Consider the following 23,150-nt stretch of genomic DNA (forward strand, 5'->3'; position numbering starts at 1 on the left):
CCGGTTATTCCCCAGTGAGATGACAGTACCTCATCCGTCGGCGATTGTCACGAGCCGCACTGCAGGGTGTCGCGGGTCAGCTTCGGACCCACGATCAGCGGGGTGTGCTCGACCTCGGTGAGACGTGCTCCGGCGCCGTCGCCCTGGAACTCCACGGTGATCGTCGTGGAGGCGCCGGGGGCGAGGAGCACCTCGTGCTGCACGACGGAGCGATCGCCGATGGTCGTCGTCTGCACGCCCTCTTCCGAGCCGTCCCGGTCGATGTGCGACGGCAGGGCGCCTTCCGGACCGTAGACGGCGATCAGAGTGCGCACGCTGCCGGCCGGCACGCCGTACACGCCGTCGCCGGTGACGTACGGGGGCAGGGAGGTGGCGGCGTCGGCGGGGGCCGTGTTCGACCACGTGACGCGCACCTGGGTCGTCGGCACCCCTGCGCAGGTGCCCACCGCCGTCGCGATGGACGCGCGGGTGTAATAGTCCATCTTCCCGCCGGTGCCGTCGTTCATCAGGACGCCGACCACCGCGGCGTCCTCGTCATCCTGCGGCATGGCGCCACCGAGCGCGCTGGCGGCGAGGAGCGACTCCTCCGACTCATGCGCGCTCCAGATCCGGATGCGGCCTTCGCCGGCGGCGTCGGCGAGCGCGCGGACGAGGGCCTGCGGCTCGGCATGGGACAGAGCAGCCGAGAACAGTCCGCCGGCGGCCTGAGCGAAGATCGCGTCCTGAGCCGCGGGATCGGGGATCGCTGCGTAGATCTCGGAGAGGAGCAGGTCGGTCACGGTCTCCGCGGTCGCCGTGAACGGCCCGAAGGACAGGTCTCCGGTGGCCCGCATGAGGTGCGCGGCCACCACGGCGTCCACCGCGATCACCCCGTCGACCTTTCCCCCGTACCGCCCTTCCCACCGGGCGGCGATGGTCTGCCCGGCCTCCCGGAAATCGGGGATGCTGGTGATGTTCTGCAGATAGCGGCCGGGGCGGTCCTCGAAGAGCGCGACGGTGCTGTCGCTGAGCGGGAGCGCCGTGTCCAGCGGGGGGAAGTCGCGCGTCGACGCCTGCCGCTGCAGCGTGACCTTGCCGTTCTCCGCGCGCAGGAGCGCGATCGATCCGATGATGCCGCCCGACGACCGCAGCTCGGCGTTGTTCTGCATCGCGAGCACGTAGGTGCGCGGGCCCTCACCGCCGAGCATGGTCGGCAGCAGGACCGAGGCGCCGTGCAGCGCCCCGACCGCCGTCGCGGCCTGGGTGACGGCCCCGCGCACCTCCCGGACGGCGTCGGCCAGAGGGGGGAGGGTGGCGTCGGCATCGATGCGCCGCGCCCGCTCCTCCGCGGCAGCCAAGGCCGAGCTCGCGGTGCCGAGTGGCTTCTCGACGGTCGCGAAGGGGGCGAGGCCGATCGCCCCGCCCGAGAAGCCGAGGCTCGTGATGTCGACGTCGGCGGCGACGTCGAGCAGCGGACCGAGCGCGTCCGTGGAGACGTCGTCGGCGATCTCGGCGACATCGCTCACCGCGCGGAAGTTGGGCCCGATCCAGGGCAGCACCCCGAAGGCCTGCCAGACCGGGTCCCCGGTCAGCGACCGGGCCGACTCCGCGTTGCGGGAGATGCGGTCGGCGATCGGGGCCGCCCCGTCGAGATCTCCGTCGGCGATGGACTGCTTGAGCTGACTGGTCGCCTTCGCGATCTGCTGCAGGTTGTCGACCGCGCCGATGCCGCGCACCGTGACCCAGCCCAGTGCGAGGACGAGGAGCACGAGGACGAGGCCGACGGTCCACCCGACCCATCGGCGGCGGACGGGAAGGCGACCATCGCTCACCCTGGCATTCAAGCACGGCGAAGCTGCCGGGCGCGCTCCCGATGCTGTGGGAACGCTGAGTAGCGGTGCGGACAGGTGATGCGCTCCCGGGGTCGTCGGCATCCCGCGGCTAGCCTGATCGCATGGGTGCTCGACTGCGTGTTGTTCTGGATCAGCTCGTGCACGTCGTCGACCCCGATCAGGCGGCGGCATCGCGAGATCTCGCCGCCGGGCTCGTCCAGACGGCGCCGCCGAACTGCACGGTCGATGCGATCGTGCCCTCGGGGGCAGAGGTGCCGCTCCGCGGGATCGGAGAAGTGCGCACGCTCGCGGTCGGACGGCGCGAGCTCGCCGCGTCCTGGCAACTCGGTATCGCCCCTGGCGTCGGCGGCGGCCTCATCCACGCGCCGACGCTGCTCGCCCCACTGGTCCGCCACGACCGGGTGCACGACAACGATCAGACCACCGTCACGCTGTGGGACCTGCGGGCCTGGGAGGCGCCGTCTCAGCTGTCGCGCGGCGCCGTCGCCTGGCAACGAGGCATGCTCCGACGTGCCGTGAAACACGCAGATGCCGTGGTCGTTCCGTCCCACTCCATGGCGGAGCGCCTGTCCGGTCTCGCGAAGCTCGGTGACCGCATCCGCGTCATCGCCGGCGCGCCACCTCAGGACCTCCTGCGTCCCGCGGACGTCGCCTCGCGTCGGGACGACCTCGGTGTCCCCGCGGACTACCTCGTCCTCTCCGGGCCGGAGGACGCGCTGGCCGCCGGTTTCCGCGGCGCCGTCGCGGCGAACCTCGACGCCGTGGTGATCGGAGCGGCCGAGGGGGCGGAACCGCGAATCGCCGAGATCGCCGCCGCCGCCGGGCTGCCCGAGCGGCGCGCGCACATCCGGGGGACGCTCGAGGTCTCGGATCGCGCCGCCGTCGTCGCCGGGGCGCGCGTCTTCGTGTCGACCGATGCCGTCTCCGGATGGCCGTGGCGTGCCGTGGAGGCGATGTCGCTCGGCGTCCCCGTGGTCGCCGTGGAGTCCGGGTGTCATCACGACGTCCTCGCCGACGGGGGAGCGGTGGTCAGCGAGAGTGCTCTGCCGGAGGCCGTGGAGGACGCGGCGACGACAGGGAGGGAGCGCCTGCGCGTGCTCGCCGCCGACCGGTCGCGGGCGTTCTCCTGGGCGAGTTCGGCGGAGCGCGTGTGGAGTCTGCACGCGGACCTCTGATCACCTGAACGCCAGCTTCGCATCGGCGCGACACGCCGAGAGCTGATCGCATTTCTGTGGCAACAGTGGCATCATCCCGCAACTTCCGTCACACTGGTCACATGTCTCGACGTGCCCCACGCTCTCGAAACACCACGAAGGTCACCCGCCTTCTCACCTGTTTCCTCGCTGCCTCCGCCCTGGTGATCGGCACGGTGGTCCCCGCCACCGCCGCCTCCGCCGCGACCTCCGTCGCACCGACCGTCGCGCGTACCGCCGCCGATCCCGCGCAGACCGGGCTGGCCAAGACCACTCTGGTCGGGTTCACGCCGGGCAACATCATCAGCGACGCCGTGTTCACCAACAAGAGCACGATGACCGAAGCGCAGATCCAGACCTTCTTCAACAGCAAGGTCTCCCGCTGCCTCGGCGGACGGGACGAGAACAACGAGCCGATCGTCTGTCTCAAGGACTTCCGCATGAACACGGTCACCCGTCCGGGGGACCAGTACTGCAGCGGATACTCCGGTGCTGCGAACGAGTCCGCTGCGCGCATCATCTACCGCGTGGCCCAGGCCTGCGATATCAATCCGCAGGTGCTCATCGTCATGCTCCAGAAGGAGCAGGGGCTCGTGACCCACACCTGGCCGAGCGCCTGGCGGTACCGGATCGCGCTCGGGCAGGGCTGCCCGGACACCGCGCCGTGCGACCCGAACTACATCGGCTTCTTCCACCAGATCTACGGCGCCGCGCGCCAGATGCAGATCTACATGGAGGGCAAGTGGTTCCAGTGGTACGCGCCGGGGCGCACCTGGAACATCCTCTACAACCCGAACAGCTCCTGCGGATCCTCGCCGGTCTACGTCGCGAACAAGGCGACGTCCGCGCTGTACTACTACACGCCGTACCAGCCGAACGCCGCAGCGCTGCGGGCCGGCTACGGAAAGGGTGACGGGTGCTCCGCGTACGGCAACCGGAACTTCTACAACTACTTCACGGACTGGTTCGGCTCGACCCAGAAGCCGGTGGTGGACCCGCTCGGCGACATCCGTCGCCTGCACACCTCGCTCGGCGGGGCGACCGGCGTTCTCGGCGCCGCGAAGACGACTCCGGCCTGTACGGCAACGACCGCGCGGTGCACCGTGACGTACGTCAACGGCATCATCACCTGGACGAAGGCGCTCGGCGCGCGACAGGTCTACGGTGAGGTGTATAAGGAGTACACGGCTCAGGGCGGTCTCGGGGGAAAGCTCGGATACCCGAAGACCACGCCCACGGCCGTCACGGACCCGAACGGCAACGGGACCGCGCAGCAGTTCGACGCCGGGTGGGTTCATTCGTCGGTGGCGGGGACGTTCGCGTCGTCGAACACGATCATGACCGCGTACAGCAAGGCGGGATGGCTGCGTGGAAAGCTCGGGTGGCCGGCGGGTGTGGAGACGTGCTCGGCGACGTCGTGTGTGCAGGCGTTCCAGGGCGGCTCGATCGGTTATCAGAAGGGGAAGGCGGCGGTTCCGCTGGTGGGCGTCGAGGCGGACGCGATCGATGTGGTGTTCGCGGCGCAGGGCGGCAGCTCGGGGGCGCTGGGTGCGCCGGTCGGGCAGTTGACGGTGGTGTCGGATCCGCAGGGCAATGGTCTCGTCCGTCAGTTCGCGAACGGGTGGATTCACGCGTCGGCGGCCGGGGCGTTCGTGACGTCGAACGCGTCGATGAAGGAGTACAGCGCGTCGGGGTGGCTGCGGGGGAAGCTGGGATGGCCCACGAGTGCGGAGTCCAAGGTGACGGATCCGAACGGCGACGGGGTCGCGCAGAGCTTCCGGGGTGGGTGGATCCACTCTTCTGCAAAGGGTGCGTTCGCGACCTCGACGCGGATGATGTCGGGGTACAGCAAGGCCGGTTGGGTGAGGGGTTCGCTCGGATGGCCGGTGAGCGCTGAGGTGTGCACGGGCGCTTCGTGTACCCAGGCGTTCGCCGGGGGTGTCCTCTCGTTCACGGGCACCGCTGAGCCGACGAGTGCGGTGGGTGTCTCGGCCGCGGCCATCGCGAAGGTTCGCGCTGATCCGGCCAGCAGTCCGGTCGCGCTCGGCGGAGCTGTCGATCCCGTACCTTCGCTCGTGGCGGACCCGAACGGTGGCGGTATGGCGCAGAAGTTCTCCGGTGGGTGGGTTCATTCGTCGGTGGCGGGGACGTTCGCGTCGTCGAATACGATCATGACCGCGTACAGCAAGGCGGGATGGTTGCGTGGAAAGCTCGGGTGGCCGGCGGGTGTGGAGACGTGCTCGGCGACGTCGTGTGTGCAGGCGTTCCAGGGCGGCTCGATCGGTTATCAGAAGGGGAAGGCGGCGGTTCCGCTGGTGGGCGTCGAGGCGGACGCGATCGATGTGGTGTTCGCGGCGCAGGGCGGCAGCTCGGGGGCGCTGGGTGCGCCGGTCGGGCAGTTGACGGTGGTGTCGGATCCGCAGGGCAATGGTCTCGTCCGTCAGTTCGCGAACGGGTGGATTCACGCGTCGGCGGCCGGGGCGTTCGTGACGTCGAACGCGTCGATGAAGGAGTACAGCGCGTCGGGGTGGCTGCGGGGGAAGCTGGGATGGCCCACGAGTGCGGAGTCCAAGGTGACGGATCCGAACGGCGACGGGGTCGCGCAGAGCTTCCGGGGTGGGTGGATCCACTCTTCTGCAAAGGGTGCGTTCGCGACCTCGACGCGGATGATGTCGGGGTACAGCAAGGCCGGTTGGGTGAGGGGTTCGCTCGGATGGCCGGTGAGCGCTGAGGTGTGCACGGGCGCTTCGTGTACCCAGGCGTTCGCCGGGGGTGTCCTCTCGTTCACGGGCACCGCTGAGCCGACGAGTGCGGTGGGTGTCTCGGCCGCGGCCATCGCGAAGGTTCGCGCTGATCCGGCCAGCAGTCCGGTCGCGCTCGGCGGAGCTGTCGATCCCGTACCTTCGCTCGTGGCGGACCCGAACGGTGGCGGTATGGCGCAGAAGTTCTCCGGTGGGTGGGTTCATTCGTCGGTGGCGGGGACGTTCGCGTCGTCGAATACGATCATGACCGCGTACAGCAAGGCGGGATGGTTGCGTGGAAAGCTCGGGTGGCCGGCGGGTGTGGAGACGTGCTCGGCGACGTCGTGTGTGCAGGCGTTCCAGGGCGGCTCGATCAGCTATGTGAAAGGCAAGGCGGCGACGGTCGCCTATCGCTGAGGCGCGGCCGTCGCCTCGGGCAGTTCGCGGGGATCGGATAGACTCGAACGCATGAAGGTACTGCTCACAGGAGCTGACGGATTCATCGGATCGCACCTCGCGGAGCAGCTCGTCAGAGATGGTCACGACGTCCGAGCCCTGGTGCTGTACAACTCGTTCGACTCGCGCGGTTGGCTCGATGGCATCGCGGACGAGGTCGCCCAAGAGATCGAGTTCCTGCCTGGTGACGTCCGTGATCCTGCGCTGATGATGTCGGCGGTGAGTGACCGTGATGCGGTCCTGCACCTCGCCGCGCTCATCGCCATCCCCTACTCGTACGCGGCTCCTGACCTGTATGTGCAGACGAACATCCAGGGCACGCTCAACCTGCTCAATGCAGCGCGTGCCGCCGACGTGAGCCGCTTCATCCACACGTCGACCAGCGAGGTCTACGGCACCGCCCGGTACGTGCCGATGGATGAGGGGCACCCGCTGCAGGGGCAGTCGCCGTACTCCGCATCCAAAATCGCGGCGGACCAGATGGTGAACGCGTACCACTCGTCGTTCGGGCTCCCCGCGGTGACGATCCGCCCGTTCAACACCTTCGGGCCGCGGCAGTCCGCCCGCGCCGTGATCCCCACGATCATCAGCCAGCTCGCCGCCGGCAAGCGGGAGGTCCAGCTCGGGGCACTCACTCCGACCCGCGACTTCACCTATGTCCCGGACACGGTCGCCGGATTCACGACGGCGCTGACCAGCACCGCCGGCGTCGGAGAGGTGATCAACCTCGGTGTCGGCTTCGAGGTATCCATCGGGCAGACGTTCGATCTCATCGCCGAGGTGATGGGCGTCGATGCTGTGGCCACCGAGGATCCCGCGCGGCTGCGCCCGGCGAACTCGGAGGTGGAGCGGCTTTTCTCCGACAACGCGAAGGCGCGCGAGATCCTGGGGTGGGCGCCCCGGTACGACGGTGTGGACGGCTTCCGCGAGGGCCTGCGCGCCACCGCCGAGTGGTTCACCGACCCGGGCAACCTGGCGCGCTACCGCACCGACGCGTACGTCGTATGATCACCCCCGCAGATTTCGTCCGCACGATCCGCCGCGTGGTGGGCGATGAGCCTTTCGTCGGCCTGCACGTCCCCGACATCACCGAGGTCGAGAAGGTACGGGTGCAGGAATGCCTCGACTCGACCTTCGTCTCGAGTGTCGGCGCTTTCGTGACCGAGTTCGAGCGGGGCATCGCCGAGTTCACCGGTGCCCGTCACGCGATCGCGGTGTCCAACGGAACGTCGGCCTTGCAGGTCGCGCTCGAACTGGTCGGAGTCGGCGCGGGCGACGACGTGATCGTCCCGACCCTGTCCTTCGTGGCCACCGCGAACGCGGTCTCGCATGCGGGCGCCCAGCCGTACTTCGTCGACAGCGATGAGATGTCCGCTGGGTTGTCTGTCGATGCCGTCTCGGACGTGCTCCGCTCCGCGCGATCCACGTCCGAGGGCCTGGTGAACGCCGTCACCGGACGACGCATCGCCGCCATCGTGCCGATGCACACGCTCGGCCACCCGATGCGCATCGTCGAGCTCGTCGCGCTCGCGACCGAGTACGGCGTTCCCGTGGTCGAGGATGCCGCCGAGTCGCTCGGCAGCCGGGTCGACGGCGTCCACACAGGCAGGTTCGGCCGGATGGGCATTCTCAGTTTCAACGGGAACAAGATCCTCACGACCGGTGGCGGCGGGATGATCCTCACCGACGACGACGAGCTCGCCCACAGGGCGCGCCACCTCACCACGACGGCGAAGCTGCCGCACCGCTGGGAGTTCGAGCACGACGAGGTCGCGTACAACTACCGGATGCCCAACCTCAACGCCGCCCTCGGCGTCGCGCAGCTCGAACGCCTGCCTCGCTTCCTCGCCGACAAACGCCGGCTGGCGGCTCGCTACCGCTCCGCCTTCGCCGACGTCGATGGCATCGAGTTCCTCGACGAGCCGGAGGGGACCGTGAGCAACTACTGGCTGTGCGCGGTTCGCGTGGACGGCGACATCGCGCGCCGCGATGAGTTCCTCGAGGCGACCAACGACGCCGGCCTGCAGTGCCGGCCGTTCTGGAATCTGCTGCACGCCCAGGCGCCCTATCGTCAGCTGCCCCACGCCCGGGTGCCCGTGGCTGAAGCCCTGCACGCGTCCGTCGTGTGCATTCCGAGTTCGCCGGCGCTGGCAGCGGCATGAGGACGATCGCCGTCGTCACCGGCACCCGTGCGGACTACGGGCTGCTGCGCGGATTGCTCCGGGCGATCGATGACGACCCGCAGCTCGACCTGCGGATCATCGTCACGGGCACTCATCTCACGGATTCCTTCGGGAGGACGGTGTCCGAGATCGAGCGGGACGGGTTCACCGTCGCCGCGGCGGTTCCGATCTGGTCGGGCGACGATAGCGCTCTCGCCGCCGCCGCGGACGTCGGCCGCGCCCTGCCCGAGTATGCGCGGGCGCTGGCGGATATCGGCCCCGACGTGGTCGTGGTGCTGGGGGATCGTCTGGAGGCCTACGCCGTCGCGACGGCCGCGACGATCCTCTCGGTTCCGGTCGCGCACATCCATGGCGGGGAGCTCACCGAGGGGGCGATGGACGACGCACTCCGCCACTCGATCACCAAGATGTCGTACCTGCACTTCACCTCGACACCTGAGCACCGCACGCGGGTCATCCAGCTGGGGGAGGACCCGCGACGGGTCTTCTTCTTCGGCGCGCCGATCGTCGACATCCTGGAGACCTTCGAGCCGATGCCGCGCCGTGACGTCGAGGAACGGTTCGGCATCCGGCTGCCCGAGCCGACGGCGCTCGTCACCTTCCATCCGGCGATCATGGACGTGGCACCGGCCGAGCACCTCGTCGAGGAGCTCCTCGACGGATTGCTCGCGGTGGACGAGCTCCACATCGTCATCACGGGGTCAAACTCGGACATCGGCACGGATGCGGTCCGGGAACGGATCGCGCGCTTCGTGTCCGAACACCCCGAGCGCGTCGACTATGTCGAATCGTTCGGACAGCGCGGCTATCTCAGCGCCATGAGGGCGGCTGCCGTCGTCGCGGGGAACTCGTCCAGCACCGTCTTGGAGGCGCCGGTCCTCGGGACCCCCTCTGTGCTGATCGGCGATCGCCAGAAGGGCCGACCGATCGCCGCGAGCGTGGAGGTGCCAGAGCCCACCGCCGCGGCGATCGCCGCCGCCATCCGCCGGCAGCTCGCCGCCCCGCCTCTCGCCGATCCGGAGAGTCCGTTCGGTCGGCCGGGCTTCGCCGCCCGCACGGCGGCGACGTTGCGAGACGCGGAGATCCCCCGCCCGCCGAAGAAGTCCTTCCACGATCTCGAACAGGGAGATGACCATGGCCGCTGATGTGTTCGTGATCGCAGAGGCGGGGGTGAACCACAACGGTTCGCTCGACGTCGCCAAGGAGCTCGTGGACCTCGCCGCCGACGCGGGGGCGGACGCGGTGAAGTTCCAGACCTTCTCCGCCGATGCGCTCGCGCTCGAGACGGCAGAGCTCGCGGACTATCAGCGGGTGTCCGACCAAGACGCGCGCAGCCAGCATGACCTCCTCCGCGGGCTGGAGCTGAGCCGTGAGGAGTTCCGAGCCCTGCGGACGCACTGTGACGAGCGCGGAATCCGGTTCCTGTCCACGGCCTTCGATCTCGACGGTCTCGACTTCCTCATCGACGAGCTCGGCATCCCTCTCGTGAAGATCGCGTCGGGTGATCTCACCTTCGCCCCGCTCCTGGTCAAAGCGGGCCGAAGCGGGCTGCCGGTGATCCTGTCCACGGGGATGGCCGATCTGGAGGAGATCGCCAGGGCGCTGCGCTTCCTCGCCGCGGGACTGGGGCAGCGTCACGGTGTGCTTGAGCCCTCGGAGCGCCTCACCGAGAGCGCGCTCGCCAGGGCGTGGGAGGCACGGAACGAGCGCATCCGGTTCGACGAGCACGTGACGATCCTGCACTGCACGACTGAGTACCCGGCAGCGGACGAGCACCTGAACCTGAGAGCGATGCCGACGATCGCGAGCACGTTCGGGCACAGGGTCGGCTACTCCGATCATTCGCTCGGCTCGCTGGCCTCCGTGCTCGCCGTCGGGCTCGGCGCGACCGTCCTCGAGAAGCACTTCACATTCGACGTCGCCGCGGAGGGACCTGATCACGCGGCCTCGCTGGATCCCGACGGCCTGCGCGACTACGTCGCGGCGGTCCGCCGCGTGCCGGCGATGCTCGGATCGCCGGAGAAGCGGGCGCAGAGCGTCGAGGAGGGGAACCGCGCGGTCGTGCGGCGCAGTCTGGTGGCCGCGCGGGACATCCCCTCCGGCGCCGTGATCAGGGAGCAGGACCTCGCGTGCTTCCGCCCCGCGACGGGTCGCACCTCCTTCGACTTCTGGGAAGTCGTCGGCGGCTTGGCGTCCCGGGCATATCGACGCGGTGAGCTCATCGATGAGTGAGCTGGTCCTGCTGGGCGGCGGGGGACACGCGAAGTCCGTGCTGGCGGCCGCACGCGCTCTGGGGCTCGGAGTGCGCGGGTATCTCGCGCCGGAGGCCGGAGATCTGGGCGAGGACTGTCCGTACCTCGGCGACGACGACCTGCTCTCGTCGCTCCGCGCGGATGACGTGCTCTTCGTCAACGGGCTGGGCTCGACAGCGTCGACGCGGGCCCGGCGCGCTCTGTATGAGCGGGCCGTCGCATACGGTTTGCGGGCGGCGCAGATCGTCCATCCTCGAGGTTTCGTCGACCCGGGGGCCCGCCTGGCGGCGGGGGTTCAGGTGCTCGCCGCGGCGCTCGTGAACAGCGGGGCCGTCATCGGGGAGAACGTGCTGATCAATTCCGGGGCGATCATCGAGCACGACGTCCTGGTGGACGCCCACGCGCACGTCTCTCCCGGTGCGGTGATCGCCGGCGGTGTCCGGATCGGCGAGGGTGCCCACGTCGGTCTCGGTGCCCGTGTCAGCCAGGGACTCACGCTGGGACCCGGGAGCGTCATCGGTGCCGGCGCCGTCGTGATCAGGGACGTCCCGGCGGGGGCTGTGGTCGCGGGCGTGCCGGCCAGGGTCATCGAATCCGAGAGAAGGGAACCGGCATGAGCTCGAACGCCGACCTGTCCGTGCACCCGGAGACGAGCATCCGCGACGCGCTCTCCCAACTCGACCGGAGCCGACGCCAGGTCGTCTTCGTCGAAGATGACGGAGGGCGACTGGTCGGAGCGGTGAGCGACGGCGACATCCGTCGTGGCCTCCTCGCCGGAGCATCGCTCGAGGACCGTGTCGACCGGGTGATGAACGCGAGCCCGGCCACGGTGCCTCCGACGGCGACTCAGGACGCCGTCGACGAGCTGAAGGCGAGACGCGGCATCCGCGTCGTCGCGGTGGTCGACGACGGGCGCATCGTCGACGTCGTCGGCGAGGGCGAGCGCATCGCCACGCCGCTTCCGACGTCCGTGGTACTCATGGCCGGCGGCCGGGGGCAGCGGCTCTACCCGATCACGAAGGACATCCCGAAGCCTCTCGTCCCCCTGGGCGACAGTCCGATGATCGACATCATCCTCGGCAGGCTCCGCAGTCAGGGGTTCCGCCGCGTGCACGTGTCCGTCAACCACCTCGGGCATCTCATCGAGGAGCATCTCGGCGACGGCAGCGCGCACGGGTTGGACGTCACGTACCTGCACGAGCCGATGCCGCTCGGCACAGCCGGCGCGATCGCCCAGCTGCGCGGCGAGATCACCTCGCCCTTCGTGGTGATGAACTCGGACCTGCTCACCGACGTCGATCTCCGGCGCATGCTCGGCTTCCATCGCGATGCGCGGGCGACCGCCACGATCGGAGCGCGCGAGTACGGCTTCGAGATCCCGTACGGCGTCATCCGTCGTGACGGCCACCGTGTCACCGGGCTCGCCGAGAAGCCGTATCACAGCGAGCTCGTCAGCGCCGGGATCTATGTTCTCGATCCGGACGCCCTGCAACTGCTCGAACAGGACGAGTACTGCGACATGCCGACGCTGTTGTCGCGCCTCATGGAGGTCGATCGTTCGGTCGCCGCCTATGAGATCCGCGAAGAGTGGATCGATGTGGGCAGACCGGAAGATCTCGAACGCGCCAGGGTGGCGTGGGAACGGAGAACCAGATGAGGATCTGCACGATCACCGTGCGCGCCGGTTCGAAGGGAGTCCCGGGGAAGAACCTCCGCATGGTCGCGGGGCGGCCGATGTTCGCTCATTCGGTGGCGCAAGCTGCGGCGACAGGACTCTTCGACGAGGTCGTCGTCTCCAGCGACTCGGAGGAGATCCTTGCTCTCGCCCCGCAGTACGGCGCGACGGGCGTCGTGCGCCGACCCCCGGAGATGGCTACCGACACGGCGGGCAAGGTCCCCGCCATCGCCCACGCCGTGCGCACCACGGAGCAGCGCACCGGTAGGACCTACGACGTGTGCGTGGACCTCGACGCGACCAGTCCGCTCCGCACCTTGGACGACATCCGCGCGGCCGTGCGGATGTTCGAGGAATCGGAGGCCGCGTCACTGATCACGGGTGCGGAAGCGCGGCGCAATCCGTACTTCAACCTCGTCGAGGAGCAGCCGGACGGCACCGTCGCCGTGAGCAAGCAGCCCGACGACGCGGTGCTCCGGCGGCAGGACGCGCCGCGGTGCTTCGACATGAACGGCTCCATCTACGTGTGGAAGCGGGAGGCGCTGGTGGAGGACCAGGTCGTCTTCCTGCCGTCGACCATCCTGTACGAGATGCCCGCTGAACGTTCCGTCGACGTGGACAGCGAGTTCGACTTCCGCATCGTCGAGTGGCTGATGGAGCAACGGGAGGATCTGTGACCGCCGATTCGCGCAGCCTCGACGCGCGGACGTCCGATGCGGTACGCCGGTTGCTCGACCTCGAGGACGATGCCCCCGACGTAGTGCGGGAGACGCTGCCCGGAGCATCGGTGCCCTTCTGGGCCCAGGTCCGCATGCGGGTGGCCTGGGCGCTCTCCGCACAGCAGACCGGCAGTGTCGATGTGACACCCGGTACGTGGAACCGATGGAAGCAGGCCCGGCGCATCGCGAGGGCCCAGCTTCCGGACCGCTGGGATGCGCCGCGGCGCGCTCGACGCCACGATGTCTGCTTCTACGTCGGAGGCGGCACGCTGGCCGCCTCGGACGGCACAGCGCTGAACTGGCTCGTCGACGATTTCGCCGGGGCGGCCGGGGATGCGGTGGTGGTGCAGCAGCAACCTCTGCCGTCCCCTCTGGGACGGCCGTCGTTCCGTCCGACGCTGACCATGGATGCCGCGAACGCGCGGGTGACCATGCGGGTGCGCGGCGCGCATCCGTCCGATGCGGTAGGGCGGTCGATAGAGTCGCTGCTCGCCGATTTCGCCCGACGGCTGGGGCAAGAGCCCGGTGCGTTCGCGAAGATCGCGCAACGCGCGGTCCGGGATGAGAACTATCGCCGACCGCAGCTCGACGAACTTCGCCGCCTGATCGACAGGGTCCGTCCGCGCGTCGTCCTCTTCGACAACGGCTCGTACACGTATCACGGCGAATCGGTGGGATTGTTCAAAGACGCGGGCGCGTACGTCGCCGAGCCGCAACACGGCTGGATCGGCCCGTCCCACGCCGCATACAACTACGGGCGGTTGTTCCGGGAGCCTGCGCTCCGCCGAGCGCTGCCGGACGAGGTGCTGACGTTCGGCGATTTCTGGTCCGACTCGATCCGTCATCCCGGGCGGGTGACGGCGATCGGAAAGCCGCATCTCGAGCGGCAGGCCGCATCCGCGCCGGCGTCCCGACGCCCGCAGGTCCTCGTGGTCTCCTCTCGCACTGACCCTGAGCGGACCGATGCGCTCGTCATCGAGCTGCGGGGGCTGCTCGATGACAGCTGGTCGGTCGTCTTCCGTCCGCACCCGGGCGAGCGCTACGAGACCGGGGGGAGGTACCCGCGGCTCTCTGCGCACCCGGGAGTGACGGTTGACGAGCAACCGGACGTCTACGAATCGTTGAAGCAGACGACGGTGGTGGTCGGTGAGGCGAGCACGGTGCTGTTCGAGGCCCGGGCCTTCGGGTGCGAGGTGATCCCGCGGGACAGTGCGTTCGCGGCCGCAGTAATCGGCGATGCGTTCGGGGATCGGGTGCAGGACGCGCGACAGATCGCAGATCGCATCCGCAGCATTGCGGGGCATCGGATGGCGGCGAAGGTCGACGACAGCATCTGGGCAACGCACGCAGTCCAGAACTTCCGAGACTGGCTGGCCGCAAGGCTCGACTCGGAGGACAGTCCGCGTGCAGGAAGCTCCGAACCCGCCTGATCTAGAATGATGGAGTCGCGGCACAGGCCGCCGTGCGTCGAATGAGTGGACTGTGACTGAAACCCGAGATCTCTTCGCTGCCATCCCACGCACCGAGTTCGACACCCCCGGCACGAGCCACGGGCTGATCGATGTGGTGCGCTGGCGGTATCTGCTGAGCCTCCTCGTCCGTACCGGCGTGACGACCCGGTACCGCAACTCCGTGCTGGGCTGGGTGTGGTCGTATGTCCGCCCAGCGGCGCAGTTCCTGGTCTTCTGGGTCGTCCTCGGGATATTCATGAACCTGGACCGTGTCCCGAACTACGCCGTGTACCTCTTCTCCGGCATCGTCGTCATCAACCTCTTCTCCGAGGGGTTCAAGAACGCGACGGGGTCGATCGTCGGGAATGCGGCGCTGGTGCGGAAGGTGTTCCTGCCGAGGCAGCTCTTCGCGGTCTCGGCGGTGCTGGTGTCTTTCGTGCACTTTCTCCCTCAGGTCGGGCTCCTCCTGCTGGTATGCGCGCTCATGGGCGGATTCGCGCACATGACGGTGCTCGGCGTGCTCGCGGCGATCGCCGGAATGCTCATCGTGATGGTCTTCGCGCTCGGCACCGGTCTCTTCTTCGGAGCAGTGAACGTGAGGTTCCGTGACGCGGAGAACATCGTCGAACTGCTTCTCCTGCTGGCGACGTGGGCGTCGCCAGTGCTCTATGCCTGGACCATGGTGTACGAAGCGGTGGTCGACAAGCTGGGCTGGCCGTCCTGGCTCGTCGAGGCCTACATGCTCAATCCGATCACCCAGGGCGTGGAACTCTTCCACTACGCGTTCTGGCGCCCCGCGAGTCAAGACCTCGTCCAGTCCGCCGGGTACGCCGGTGAGGCGCTGACCCCGATCCCGCCCGACCTCGGCATGAATACGCTGTGGACCGCGCTCATCGCCGTCGGCGCGCTGCTGCTCGGGCAGCTCGTGTTCCGACGCCTGGAAGGAAAGTTCGCACAGGACCTATGAGTGATACCGCGCTCCGTCCGAGCATCATCGTCGAGGGTGTTCGCAAGACGTTCACGTTGAACCATGCGTTCTCGCTGAAGGACACCGTGGTGTCCTGGATCCGGCGCCGGAAGCTGACGTCGACGTTCGAGGCTCTCCAGGGTGTCGACCTCGTTATCCAGGAAGGTGAGTCGGTCGCCATCCTCGGGATGAACGGCTCGGGGAAGTCGACACTGCTCAAGATGATTTCCGGCGTCATGGACCCGGACGCCGGTGAGGTGCTCACCCGAGGGCGCGTGGCGGGGCTCATCGAGGTCGGGGCGGGCTTCCATCCCGAGCTCTCCGGCCGAGAGAACGTGTTCTTGAACGCTGCGATCCTCGGGATGAAGAAGCACCAGATAGAGGAGCGCTACGACGAGATCGTGGCGTTCAGCGAGATCGAGGAGTTCATCGATCAGGAGGTCAAGCATTATTCGTCAGGGATGTTCCTCCGCCTGGCGTTCGCCGTGGCGATCCACGTGGAATTGGACGTGCTCCTGATGGATGAGATCCTCTCGGTCGGCGATGTGCCGTTCCGGGAGAAGTGCCGACAGAAGTTCGAAGAGCTTGTGGCTGCAGGCAAGACCCTCGTCGTGGTGAGTCACGACATGGAGATGGTCCGCCAGCTGTGCACGCGGGGCGTGGTCATCAGCAAGGGCAGGGTCGTCTACGACGGCGAGCTCGAGGGCGCCATCGCGCTGGTGGACGCGTGAGCGCCGACTGGCTCGGGCAGATCCCGGCCTTTCTCGTCGCATGCGCGCTGCTGACCCTCCCCGGTCTTCCCTCCGCGTTGCTGCTTCGTCTCCGAGGCGTGACGGCTCTCGGAGGCGCGATCGTCCTGTCGTTGGCGAGCGTCGGTGCGGCCACGCTGTTGGCACCCGTCCTCGGTCTGCGCTGGTCGCTTTTGCCCGTGCTCATCGCGGCGGCAGCAATCATGGTGGTGGCCGCTGCGCTCTGGTTCGTCCGGCGATCGGCCGTCCAGCCGTTGGGTGGGGGTGCCGGCCGGAGTGTATGGCTGGGGGTCGGCGTCGGCGCGCTCGGCTGGATACTGATCTTGATCGTGGGCATGTCGGGTGCGGGACATCCGAGTCAGCTCTTCGACGGCCTGTTCCATCTCAACGCCGTCGAGTTCGTCATGGAGAACGGCGATGCATCGCCGTTCCACATGACCATGGTGATGCCGGGCGTCGCGAGCACGTTCTACCCGACCCTGTGGCATGCGCTGGTCTCTCTGGTCGTACCCTTCAGCTCTGGCATCGTCCCCGCGACGAACGTCATGACGATCGCCGCGATCGCCGTCGTGTGGCCGGTCGCCCTCGCCACGCTGACGAACGTTCTCTTCGCGCGCTATCGCGCCGCGGCGGCGTGGGCACCGCTGGTCGCATTCGGCTTCAGCGTCTTCCCCCTCGGTTTCCTGAACTGGGGGGTGCTGTATCCCAACCTGATCGGGACGCTTCAGATCCCTCTGTTGCTCGCGTTCGTCGTCCTGGCCTGCCGTCCCGGCCTGACGTGGGGCCAGCGCACCGGTCTCGTCCTGACCGCCATCGCCGCGATGGGCGCGACCGCCCTCGGCCACCCTTCCGCGCTGCTCGGGGCGATCGCTCTGCTGGTGCCGTTCGCCGTATGGGGCGCTTGGAGGGTGGCGAAGGCGGGGAGCACCCGTACGAGGGTGCTCGTCGCCTTCGCGGTCGCTGTCGCAACGGTGGCACTGGTTGCCGTGTGGAGACTCGCCAACGTGACGACTCACGAATGGCTCCCGGGCTCGACCCTCGGCGCGGCCCTCGGCGAGGTTGCCTTCCTCAGCCCCGTCGGTCGGGCGACCGGTCTGCTCGTGGGACCGCTGGCATTCGTCGGGATCTGGACCGTCGCGAAGAGCCGTCGATGGTGGATCCTGGGGAGTTATGGGGTCGCGATCATCCTGTTCCTCGTGTCGACCTCGCTCTCGATTCTCGGGCTCCGAAGCGCGTTGGTGGGAATCTGGTACGACGACACGACTCGCGTGGCAGCGCTTCTCGGAGTGCTGGGCGTGCCGCTGGCAGCACTCGGGGCAGCCGTGGTCTGGAACTGGATCCGGACACAGTGGAAGCAGAGGCGCAGCGTGCGCGCTGTTGCGGTGGTCGTCCTGGGTGTGCTGCTCGCCGCCACACACCTGAGCGCGCTGGTCAACGATCTGCGGTACATGCGCAATGTGAGTTTCCGCTTCGACGCTCATTCGCAGGGGCTCTCCGCGGACGAGGCCGAGCTCTTCGCCGAAGCATCCTCTCTGCTCGGACCGGACGCTCTCGTGCTCGGTGATCCGCTCACCGGCGCGGCACTGCTCTATGCATACACAGGCCACGACGTCGTGTTCCCGCACGTCACCGGGCGATACGACGCCGACGCGTTGCTGCTGGCTCGATCGTTGAACACCGCCTCGACCGAGGTCTGTTCATCGATCGACCGCCTGGGGGTCACGCACGTGCTCGACTTCGGGGACAGGCAGCTCTATGAGAACCACTACGTCACGTACAACGGTCTGCACGACCTCGCCGGGTCCCCGATCCTGACCGAGGTCGCCAGCGTCGGCGACAGTGCTGCGCTCTATCAGGTCACCGGCTGCCCGTAGACCTCAGGGGCGATCGCCCTCGACCGGGTGCTCTCGTGACTCGTGTTCCTCGGCCTCCAGCAGAGCGATCTTGCGCGAGAGTCGTGTTAGCTGACGCTGCTGTTGGGCGTTTCGCCGATACTGCGTGTATACGAATGCGAGGAACATCACGATGAGTCCGTACAGCACGAGATCGGTGCCGCGTCCGACGCCGACGAGCTGAGCGAGCCACGAGAGCCACTGGGGGAAGAGTACCGAGAGCACCGCGACGACAACGAACAGGCCCATCAGGATGCGGCGGATGGCCAGATGGCTGTCGGCGCCGGTGCGCCGCATCATGAAGGCGGCGAGCACGACGATCGCCGCGATGAGAAGGAACTGGATCCACATGGGTCACCTCACCACCAGATCGACGAGGATGTTGACCGAGTTCAGCACACTCTGTCCTTTGGCTTTCGAGTAGTCGGTGTAGAGCAGCTCGACCGGATACTCCCGCCAGGGCAGGCCGGTGCGGCCGAGCTCGAGCACGATCTCTGTGGCGTGCGCCATGCGGTCTTGCTTCAGATCGATCTGCTCGGCGGCGTCGCGGCGGATCACCCGGAGGCCGTTGTGCGCGTCGGTGAGCTTCAGACTGGTGGTGAGGTTCGTCACCCACACTGCGGTCTTCAACATGACCTTCTTGATCCAGCCGGGGTTGGTCCGGTCGTCGAGGAAGCGCGAGCCGAAGACGATCGCGAGGTCCTCCGCACGCGCTAGCTCGAGCATCCCGAGGGCATCTTCGATACGGTGCTGGCCATCGGCGTCGAAGGTGACGATGTACTCGCACTCCGAGTGGCTGAGCGCGTAGGTGATGCCGGTCTGCAGTGCGGCACCCTGACCCAGGTTGACGGGGTGCTGGACGAGCATCGCTCCCGCCTCCGTGGCGATCCGTGCGGAAGCGTCGCTGGAGCCGTCGTCGACGCAGATGACGTGGGCGAACTCCTGACGCAACTGGGTGATCACGCTGCCGATGACGCTGGCTTCGTTGTACAGGGGGATGACGATCCAGGCTCGCCGATCGGGCGTTCGAGGTGAGGGGACGCTCGGGGACATGATTCCATTGTGTCAGGTGTCTTTCCGGTCACCGTGAACCCCGAGCCCGTTGGACGAGATGACGAAACGAAACAGAGTGATCGTCGCGACCCGGCTGTACACCCCGGAGGTGACCGCCGCGAGCTTCCGGATGGAGGCGCTCGTGCAGGCCATGACGACGAGCGCGGACGTGACCGTGCTCACCACCCGGCCGCCAGCCGGCAGCGTCGCGCGCGCTGAGGACACCGCAGCCAGGATCAAACGGATGCCCGTGCTGCGCGACCGCTCCGGCGCGATCCGCGGGTACGTGCAGTACCTGTCGTTCGATATCCCTCTGTTCTTCCGTCTGCTCGTGAACCGTGCCGACGTTATCGTCGCGGAGGCGCCACCTACCACGGGGTTGGTGGCTGCCGTCGCCGGCATGCTCACCAGGCGACCGGTTGTGTACTACCCGGGGGACGTGTGGTCGGATGCCGTGGCCTCGACGGAGGCGCCAGGACTGGTGGTGCGACTGATGACAGCGGTCGAGCGCTTCGTGCTCCGGCGTTCCGCGCGGTCGATCGCCGTGTCGGCGGAGGTCGCCGAACGTCTGGTCGCGGTCGGTGCGCTGCCCGAGCGCGTCGTCGAGGTGGGCAACGGCATCGACACGGATGTGTTCCGCCCCGATGTGTCACCCGCCGCCGCCGAGCGTCCGTACTTCGTGTACACGGGAACGATGTCGGAGTGGCAGCAGCCCGACGTGTTCGTGCGCGCATTGGCCGAGCTGGACGACGTCGACGTCGATATCCGGTTCTTCGGCCAGGGATCCGTGGAGGCGGAACTGAAGGCGCTGGCGGACACGCTGGTGCCCGGCCGCGTGCACTTCGGTGGGCTCGTGCCGCCTGCAGGCTCGGCGTCCTGGATCAGGGGAGCGGTGGGTGCGCTCGTGAGCATCGTGCCCGGGATCGGCTACGATTTCGCACGACCGACGAAGACGTACGCTGCGGCCGCCGTCGGCACCCCCGTGCTCTTCGCGGGGGCGCAGACGGGCGCCGAGGTCGTTCGGGCCGCGGGTCTCGGTGAGGCCAGCGACTTCACGGTCTCCGAGGTCGCGCAGGCGATGCGACGACTCGTCGCCCAGGCACAGGACGGGACGACGGAGCGCGAGCGTCCGCGTCGAGCGCAATGGGCCGTCGACACGGTGTCCTGGAGCACGGTCGGTGGGAAGGCCGCCGATGTCGTGCGGAGCGTGCTTGACGGTCTGCGCGGCCGACGCCGGTAGAATCGCCTGTGGTGCCGCCACGTCCTGGCATCATGCAAGGAGCGCTGTGACCGAATCATCCCGCGTGCGGATCGTCGAATCCGCTGATGTCTCCTCGGATGCCTCCATCGGCGACGGCTCCTCGATCTGGCATCTCGCACAGGTGCGGGAGCAGGCGCAGCTCGGCGAGAACTGCATCATCGGGCGGGGGGCCTACGTCGGCACCGGCGTCGTCATGGGCGACAACTGCAAGGTGCAGAACTACGCGCTCGTCTACGAGCCGGCGCGGCTCGGCGACGGTGTCTTCATCGGGCCGGCCGTGGTCCTCACCAATGACACGTATCCGCGGGCCATCAACCCGGACGGCTCGATCAAGAGCGCGCACGACTGGGAGCCCGTCGGCGTCACGATCGAGACGGGCGCGGCGATCGGTGCCCGGGCGACGTGCGTCGCCCCGGTCACCATCGGCGCGTGGGCGACGGTCGCCGCGGGAGCGGTGGTCGTCAAGGACGTCCCGGCGTATGCACTCGTGGCGGGTGTGCCCGCCAAGCGGATCGGCTGGGTCGGCGAGTCCGGCGTACCGTTGACCGCCGGCGCCGAGGCCGGTGTATGGATTTGCCCGCAGAGCGGCGAACGCTATGCGGAGAACGATGGAACCCTGACCAAGGAGGCAGTGTGAGCGAGTTCATCCCCCCGGCGAAGCCGATCATCGGCGACGAGGAGCGCGAGGCCGTCGACCGGGTGCTCCGCAGCGGCATGGTCGCCCAGGGGCCGGAGGTCGCTGCCTTCGAGGCGGAGTTCGCCGATCACTTCGTGCAGGGGCGTCCGTCCGTCGCCGTCAACAGCGGCACCGCCGGCCTGCACCTCGGGCTGCTGGCTGCGGGCGTCGGTGCGGGCGATGAGGTCATCGTTCCGTCGTTCACATTTGCCGCGACCGGCAACTCCGTCGCACTCACCGGCGGCACGCCGGTCTTCGTCGACATCGAGCCGGAGACCTTCTCCCTCGATCCGGCCGCCGTCGCCGCCGCCATCACCCCGAACACCAAGGGCATCCTGCCCGTGCATCTTTACGGGCACCCGGCCCGCATGCGCGAGCTCGAGGCGCTGGCCGCTGACCGCGGTGTCGCGCTGTATGAAGACGCCGCGCAGGCGCACGGCGCTTCGCTGGACGGCCGCCCTGTCGGCACGTTCGGACAGTTCGCCATGTTCAGCCTCTACCCGACGAAGAACATGACCAGTGGTGAAGGTGGCATGGTCACGGCGGAGAACGCCGGGATCGCCCGGATGCTGAAACTGCTCCGCAACCAGGGCATGGAGCGTCAGTACGAGAACGAGATCGTCGGCTTCAACGCCCGTATGACCGACATCCACGCCGCCATCGGGCGTGTGCAGCTGACGAAGGTCGACGCGTGGACGGCTCAGCGCCAGGCGAACGCCGCGTTCCTGGATGCCGAGCTGCGAGGCGTCATGACGCCTCCGGTCGCCGAGGGCGCCGTGCACGTCTACCACCAGTACACGATCCGCGTCCCCGAGGACCGTGACGGCTTCGTCGCGGCTCTCAAGGCGGAGCACAATGTGGGCTCGGGCGTCTACTATCCGATACCGAATCACCGCCTGCCGTCGCTCGCACCCTACGCACCGGATCTGGACCTGCCCGAGACCGAGCGCGCCGCCCGCGAGGTGGTGTCGCTGCCGGTGCACCCGTCGCTGTCGCAGGACGACCTCGATCGCATCGTCACCGCAGTGAACACCCTCGCGGGAGCGGGCGCCTGATGGTGTTGCGGGCGGGTCTGCTCGGCGTTGGGATGATGGGACGCCATCACGCGCGCGTCCTGCGTGAGGTGGACGGCGTCGACCTGGTCGCTATCGCCGACCCCGGAGGAGACCCGCACGGTGTCGCCGGCGACCTCAGCATCCTGCCCGACATCGAAGCCCTCATCGATGCGGGCATCGACCTCGCCGTCGTCGCCGTGCCGACGCGTTTCCACGAGGACGCGGCGCTCAAACTGGCCGCCGCCGGAGTGCACACGCTGGTGGAGAAGCCCATCGCGCACAGCATCGAGGCCGGACAGCGCATGGTGGACGCGTTCGAGAGCGCGGGCCTGGTCGGCGCGGTCGGTCACATCGAGCGCTTCAACCCCGCGCTGCAGGAGCTGCGCCGTCGGATCGAGGCCGGTGAGCTCGGTGCGGTCTACCAGGTGGCGACGCGCCGGCAGGGGCCGTTCCCGTCCCGCATCGCCGACGTCGGAGTGGCGAAGGACCTCGCCTCGCACGACGTCGACCTCACGGCCTGGGTCGTGCAGTCCGACTACGAACGCGTGTTCGCGCAGACGGCGTTCAAGAGCGGCAGAGAGCATGAGGACATGATCACGATCACCGGGCGCACCATGTCGGGTGTCATCGTGAATAACATCGTCAATTGGCTCTCGCCCATGAAGGAGCGGTTGACCGTGGTCACAGGCGAGAAGGGCGCGTTCGTCGCCGACACCTCGACCGGCGATCTCACGTTCTACGCGAATGGCACCATTCCGCTGGAGTGGGAGTCCGTGTCGACGTTCCGTGGCGTGTCCGAGGGCGACGTCACCCGCTACGCCTTCGCGAAGCGGGAACCCCTGCGCGTCGAGCACGAGGCGTTCCGCGACGCGGTCCTGGGAGCCGACAGCGACGTGGTGACGATGGCCCAGGGCTTGCGCACGCTCGCAGTCGTCGGGGCCGCGCTGGAGTCCGCGCGCACGGGCAGCTCGATCACGATCTGAGGCCCGAGGGGT

General features: G+C 68.3%; 20 protein-coding genes. 17 read left to right on the forward strand and 3 right to left on the reverse strand.

The window, feature by feature from the left end:
* Positions 1 to 47: 47 nt before the first annotated feature.
* On the reverse strand, positions 48 to 1,811 hold the full coding sequence (locus AC3B5L_RS06180; RefSeq protein WP_490096310.1) for a DUF4012 domain-containing protein: 1,764 nt from the start codon (positions 1,809 to 1,811) through the stop codon (positions 48 to 50).
* Between the two features lie 122 nt (positions 1,812 to 1,933).
* Between AC3B5L_RS06180 and AC3B5L_RS06185 the strand changes: the two genes are divergently transcribed.
* From AC3B5L_RS06185 to AC3B5L_RS06245, 13 genes are all read left to right on the forward strand, one after another.
* Entirely contained in the window at positions 1,934 to 3,007 is a 1,074-nt protein-coding gene (locus tag AC3B5L_RS06185; protein WP_490096311.1) for a glycosyltransferase, read from the forward strand.
* Positions 3,008 to 3,108: 101 nt separating this feature from the next.
* On the forward strand, positions 3,109 to 6,183 hold the full coding sequence (locus AC3B5L_RS06190) for a hypothetical protein (protein WP_490096312.1): 3,075 nt from the start codon (positions 3,109 to 3,111) through the stop codon (positions 6,181 to 6,183).
* Positions 6,184 to 6,234: 51 nt separating this feature from the next.
* Positions 6,235 to 7,230 (forward strand): GDP-mannose 4,6-dehydratase, encoded by a 996-nt coding sequence (locus AC3B5L_RS06195; RefSeq protein WP_187663690.1) that lies wholly within the window; start codon positions 6,235 to 6,237, stop codon positions 7,228 to 7,230.
* Positions 7,227 to 8,384 carry a LegC family aminotransferase gene (locus tag AC3B5L_RS06200; RefSeq protein ID WP_187663691.1) on the forward strand — a complete coding sequence of 386 codons (1,158 nt, stop codon included), beginning with the start codon at positions 7,227 to 7,229 and terminating at the stop codon, positions 8,382 to 8,384. Before AC3B5L_RS06195 ends, AC3B5L_RS06200 begins: the two co-directional genes overlap by 4 nt.
* Positions 8,381 to 9,550 carry a UDP-N-acetylglucosamine 2-epimerase gene (gene neuC / locus AC3B5L_RS06205; protein WP_187663692.1) on the forward strand — a complete coding sequence of 390 codons (1,170 nt, stop codon included), beginning with the start codon at positions 8,381 to 8,383 and terminating at the stop codon, positions 9,548 to 9,550. The genes AC3B5L_RS06200 and neuC overlap by 4 nt, the downstream gene beginning before the upstream one ends.
* Entirely contained in the window at positions 9,540 to 10,637 is a 1,098-nt protein-coding gene (neuB, locus tag AC3B5L_RS06210; RefSeq protein ID WP_187663693.1) for an N-acetylneuraminate synthase, read from the forward strand. Before neuC ends, neuB begins: the two co-directional genes overlap by 11 nt.
* Positions 10,630 to 11,274 carry an acetyltransferase gene (locus AC3B5L_RS06215; protein WP_187663694.1) on the forward strand — a complete coding sequence of 215 codons (645 nt, stop codon included), beginning with the start codon at positions 10,630 to 10,632 and terminating at the stop codon, positions 11,272 to 11,274. The genes neuB and AC3B5L_RS06215 overlap by 8 nt, the downstream gene beginning before the upstream one ends.
* Positions 11,271 to 12,314 (forward strand): nucleotidyltransferase family protein, encoded by a 1,044-nt coding sequence (locus AC3B5L_RS06220; protein ID WP_259953168.1) that lies wholly within the window; start codon positions 11,271 to 11,273, stop codon positions 12,312 to 12,314. The genes AC3B5L_RS06215 and AC3B5L_RS06220 overlap by 4 nt, the downstream gene beginning before the upstream one ends.
* Entirely contained in the window at positions 12,311 to 13,009 is a 699-nt protein-coding gene (locus tag AC3B5L_RS06225; protein WP_259953169.1) for an acylneuraminate cytidylyltransferase family protein, read from the forward strand. The genes AC3B5L_RS06220 and AC3B5L_RS06225 overlap by 4 nt, the downstream gene beginning before the upstream one ends.
* Positions 13,006 to 14,481 (forward strand): hypothetical protein, encoded by a 1,476-nt coding sequence (locus AC3B5L_RS06230; protein WP_259953172.1) that lies wholly within the window; start codon positions 13,006 to 13,008, stop codon positions 14,479 to 14,481. The genes AC3B5L_RS06225 and AC3B5L_RS06230 overlap by 4 nt, the downstream gene beginning before the upstream one ends.
* Before the next feature lie 52 nt (positions 14,482 to 14,533).
* Positions 14,534 to 15,469 carry an ABC transporter permease gene (locus tag AC3B5L_RS06235; RefSeq protein ID WP_232089212.1) on the forward strand — a complete coding sequence of 312 codons (936 nt, stop codon included), beginning with the start codon at positions 14,534 to 14,536 and terminating at the stop codon, positions 15,467 to 15,469.
* Complete coding sequence (locus AC3B5L_RS06240; RefSeq protein ID WP_187663698.1) at positions 15,466 to 16,200, forward strand: ABC transporter ATP-binding protein; 735 nt, start codon at positions 15,466 to 15,468, stop codon at positions 16,198 to 16,200. Before AC3B5L_RS06235 ends, AC3B5L_RS06240 begins: the two co-directional genes overlap by 4 nt.
* Positions 16,197 to 18,092: a DUF6541 family protein gene (locus AC3B5L_RS06245; RefSeq protein ID WP_490096313.1), complete on the forward strand. Its 1,896-nt coding sequence runs from the start codon at positions 16,197 to 16,199 to the stop codon at positions 18,090 to 18,092. Before AC3B5L_RS06240 ends, AC3B5L_RS06245 begins: the two co-directional genes overlap by 4 nt.
* 3 nt (positions 18,093 to 18,095) lie before the next feature.
* Here AC3B5L_RS06245 and AC3B5L_RS06250 read toward each other — a convergent pair whose 3' ends face one another.
* Positions 18,096 to 18,461 (reverse strand): DUF2304 domain-containing protein, encoded by a 366-nt coding sequence (locus AC3B5L_RS06250; RefSeq protein WP_187663700.1) that lies wholly within the window; start codon positions 18,459 to 18,461, stop codon positions 18,096 to 18,098.
* Between the two features lie 3 nt (positions 18,462 to 18,464).
* Positions 18,465 to 19,163, reverse strand: a complete 699-nt coding sequence (locus AC3B5L_RS06255; RefSeq protein WP_187663701.1) for a glycosyltransferase family 2 protein — start codon at positions 19,161 to 19,163, stop codon at positions 18,465 to 18,467.
* Between the two features lie 76 nt (positions 19,164 to 19,239).
* On the opposite strand from AC3B5L_RS06255, the gene AC3B5L_RS06260 reads away from it, so the two are divergent.
* The 4 genes from AC3B5L_RS06260 to AC3B5L_RS06275 are packed head-to-tail and all read left to right on the forward strand — an operon-like array spanning position 19,240 to position 23,138.
* Complete coding sequence (locus AC3B5L_RS06260) at positions 19,240 to 20,403, forward strand: glycosyltransferase (protein ID WP_187663702.1); 1,164 nt, start codon at positions 19,240 to 19,242, stop codon at positions 20,401 to 20,403.
* A gap of 46 nt (positions 20,404 to 20,449) precedes the next feature.
* Positions 20,450 to 21,061 carry an acyltransferase gene (locus AC3B5L_RS06265; protein ID WP_232089213.1) on the forward strand — a complete coding sequence of 204 codons (612 nt, stop codon included), beginning with the start codon at positions 20,450 to 20,452 and terminating at the stop codon, positions 21,059 to 21,061.
* Positions 21,058 to 22,155, forward strand: coding sequence for a DegT/DnrJ/EryC1/StrS family aminotransferase (locus AC3B5L_RS06270; RefSeq protein ID WP_187663704.1), 1,098 nt, complete (start codon positions 21,058 to 21,060; stop codon positions 22,153 to 22,155). Before AC3B5L_RS06265 ends, AC3B5L_RS06270 begins: the two co-directional genes overlap by 4 nt.
* Entirely contained in the window at positions 22,152 to 23,138 is a 987-nt protein-coding gene (locus tag AC3B5L_RS06275; RefSeq protein ID WP_259953273.1) for a Gfo/Idh/MocA family protein, read from the forward strand. The genes AC3B5L_RS06270 and AC3B5L_RS06275 overlap by 4 nt, the downstream gene beginning before the upstream one ends.
* The last annotated feature ends 12 nt before the right edge of the window (positions 23,139 to 23,150 follow it).

This window comes from Microbacterium sp. C-MGS6, assembly GCF_058140415.1.

What these genes read in the sequence shown, in the direction of transcription:
- AC3B5L_RS06185 (WP_490096311.1), top strand. Translation starts at nt 1,934, where the DNA reads ATGGGTGCTCGACTGCGTGTTGTTCTGGATCAGCTCGTGCACGTCGTC.
- AC3B5L_RS06190 (WP_490096312.1), top strand. Translation starts at nt 3,109, where the DNA reads ATGTCTCGACGTGCCCCACGCTCTCGAAACACCACGAAGGTCACCCGC.
- AC3B5L_RS06195 (WP_187663690.1), top strand. Translation starts at nt 6,235, where the DNA reads ATGAAGGTACTGCTCACAGGAGCTGACGGATTCATCGGATCGCACCTC.
- AC3B5L_RS06200 (WP_187663691.1), top strand. Translation starts at nt 7,227, where the DNA reads ATGATCACCCCCGCAGATTTCGTCCGCACGATCCGCCGCGTGGTGGGC.
- neuC (WP_187663692.1), top strand. Translation starts at nt 8,381, where the DNA reads ATGAGGACGATCGCCGTCGTCACCGGCACCCGTGCGGACTACGGGCTG.
- neuB (WP_187663693.1), top strand. Translation starts at nt 9,540, where the DNA reads ATGGCCGCTGATGTGTTCGTGATCGCAGAGGCGGGGGTGAACCACAAC.
- AC3B5L_RS06215 (WP_187663694.1), top strand. Translation starts at nt 10,630, where the DNA reads ATGAGTGAGCTGGTCCTGCTGGGCGGCGGGGGACACGCGAAGTCCGTG.
- AC3B5L_RS06220 (WP_259953168.1), top strand. Translation starts at nt 11,271, where the DNA reads ATGAGCTCGAACGCCGACCTGTCCGTGCACCCGGAGACGAGCATCCGC.
- AC3B5L_RS06225 (WP_259953169.1), top strand. Translation starts at nt 12,311, where the DNA reads ATGAGGATCTGCACGATCACCGTGCGCGCCGGTTCGAAGGGAGTCCCG.
- AC3B5L_RS06240 (WP_187663698.1), top strand. Translation starts at nt 15,466, where the DNA reads ATGAGTGATACCGCGCTCCGTCCGAGCATCATCGTCGAGGGTGTTCGC.
- AC3B5L_RS06250 (WP_187663700.1), bottom strand. Translation starts at nt 18,461, where the DNA reads ATGTGGATCCAGTTCCTTCTCATCGCGGCGATCGTCGTGCTCGCCGCC.
- AC3B5L_RS06255 (WP_187663701.1), bottom strand. Translation starts at nt 19,163, where the DNA reads ATGTCCCCGAGCGTCCCCTCACCTCGAACGCCCGATCGGCGAGCCTGG.